Below are 2,260 nucleotides of genomic sequence, written 5' to 3' on the forward strand. Positions count from 1 at the left end.
CTACCAACTGCATCTGGTCGATCACGGCACGTCACCGATTTCGCTGAACGCCGCGATCACCGGACTGAAGTTCTTCTTCGAGATCACGCTCCGCGAGCCGGAACTGATGGCGCGGATGCAGCCCGTGCGCGTGCCCCGCACGCTGCCGGTCGTGCTCAGCCCCGATGAGGTACGCCGACTCATCGCCGCAACGGGCAACCTCAAGCACCAGACGGCCCTCTCGGTCGCCTACGGCACCGGGCTGCGCGCCAGCGAAGTAGTGGCGCTGAAGGTCGGCGACGTCGACAGCCAGCGCATGACGCTGCGCATCGAGCAGGGCAAGGGCCGCAAGGACCGCTACGCGATGCTCTCGCCGGTGCTGCTCGAACGCCTGCGCGTATGGTGGCGGGTAGCCCGCGCCCAGGGCAAGATGCTCGACGGCGGGTGGCTGTTTCCCGGGCTCGATCCCCTCGACCCTCTCAGCCCACGGCAACTGAACCGCGCGATTCACGCCGCTGCCGAGGCCGCGCAGATCGACAAACGCGTCTCCATGCACACGCTGCGTCACAGTTTCGCGACACACCTGCTTGAGCAGAAGGTCGACATCCGCGTGATCCAGGTACTGCTGGGGCACACCAAGCTTGAGACCACCGCGCTTTACGTGCAGGTCGCCACCGACCTGCTGCGCGAAGTCACCAGTCCCCTGGAGCGCTTGCAGGCCGGCTAGCCACGCGATGCAGTGCCCGTGCTGGAGGTCGCGGACATCTTCCGCGCCCACGGCCCGGCGTGGCGACGAACGGTACGCCTGAGCCTCGGGCAGTTGAAGGTCATGTCAGCCATCGAACAGTGCCGCAGCGCGGCGCTGGGCGGACATGTGCTGCGCTGTTCCGGCTGCTCGCAGATCGAGGTTGCCTACAACTCGTGTCGCAACCGCCATTGCCCGAAGTGCCAGGCCAGCGCCGCACACCGCTGGCTCGAAGCGCGTCAGGCCGATCTGCTTCCCGTTGAGTACTACCACGTCGTCTTCACGCTGCCCGCCGCCATCAGCGCGATCGCCTGGTATAACAAGCGCGTCATCTACGGGCTGCTGTTCGACATCGCCTTTGAGACGCTGCGCACGATCGCCGCCGACCCCAAACACCTTGGCGCCCAGATCGGCGCCACGCTCGTGCTGCACACCTGGGGTTCCGCGCTCACGCATCATCCGCACGTGCATGGCATCGTACCCGGTGGGGGGCTGTCGCTCGATGGCCAGCGCTGGATCGCCTGCCGGTCCGGCTTCTTCCTGCCCGTGCGCGTGCTCTCGCGCCTGTTCCGACGGCGCTTTCTCGACGCACTCACGGATGCCCATCGGCGTGGCCAACTGCAATTCTTCGCCGAGTATGCGGCGCTCGCCGATCCGGCCACCTTCGCCCGGTGGCTCGCGCCCCTGCGTACCTGCAATTGGTTTGTGTACGCCAAGCGTCCCTTTGCGGGACCGGAAGCGGTGCTCGCCTACCTCTCGCGCTATACGCACCGCGTGGCGATCTCGAACCAGCGGCTGCTGGCCTTCGACGAGCGCGGCGTGACGTTCCGCTGGAAGGACTATCGCGAGAAGGGGCGCACGCGCTACAAGACCATGACGCTGGAGGCCGGCGAGTTCATGCGCCGCTTCCTGCTGCACGTGCTGCCCGGCGGGTTTCACCGCATTCGTCACTACGGACTGCTCGCCAACCCGGTGCGACGCGCCAATCTCGCAAAGGTGCGTGACCTACTGCACGTCGCGCCCAAACTGAACAGCCCATCCGACCACACCATCATCGAAACCCGGCCCACCTTCATCTGCCGGCACTGCGGCGCCCCGATGATCGTCATCGACATCCTCCAGCGCACCGCCTCGATTCGCGCACCACCGATCTCGCGAAGCGCAACATGAACGCTACGGTTCTGTGCCTACCACACCGAACGTCGGCTTTGCGGCAACGCAGCCTACGAGCGGACGCTCGCGCCAGTCGCTTCACGCAGCATCTCGACCATCATCCTGCCCATCGGCGCGGCGTGCCCCCACCGCTTCACCGCCGCTCCAGCGCCTATCTCGCCCCTGCTCCGATCGGCCATTGCCCCCGACCGTTGACCAACCCCAACGATCAATCGCCATAGCCACCCACAATTCCGACGGCCCCGGACCACTCCGCGGTTTCCTCCCTCGAGGCTTATTCGCCGCCTGCCCGCACGCGTCGTCGCGCGCTCATAGTCACGTGAATGAGGGCAGGCATCGAATAACCCTTAACGAAGGCAGCCC

Annotated in this window: 2 protein-coding genes; both read left to right on the plus strand. The window is 66.2% G+C overall.

The annotated features are described in order from the left end of the window. Positions 1-706: tyrosine-type recombinase/integrase (locus QQS38_RS25855; RefSeq protein WP_479648177.1), on the plus strand; the 706-nt coding region annotated here is incomplete at its 5' end. A 12-nt stretch (positions 707-718) separates the two neighbouring features. Then, a complete protein-coding gene (locus QQS38_RS25860; RefSeq protein WP_479648178.1) occupies positions 719-1,894 on the plus strand; it encodes an IS91 family transposase in 1,176 nt (391 codons plus the stop codon). Positions 1,895-2,260: the final 366 nt, after the last annotated feature.

The sequence above is a fragment of the Trinickia sp. Z7 genome (genome assembly GCF_056498045.1).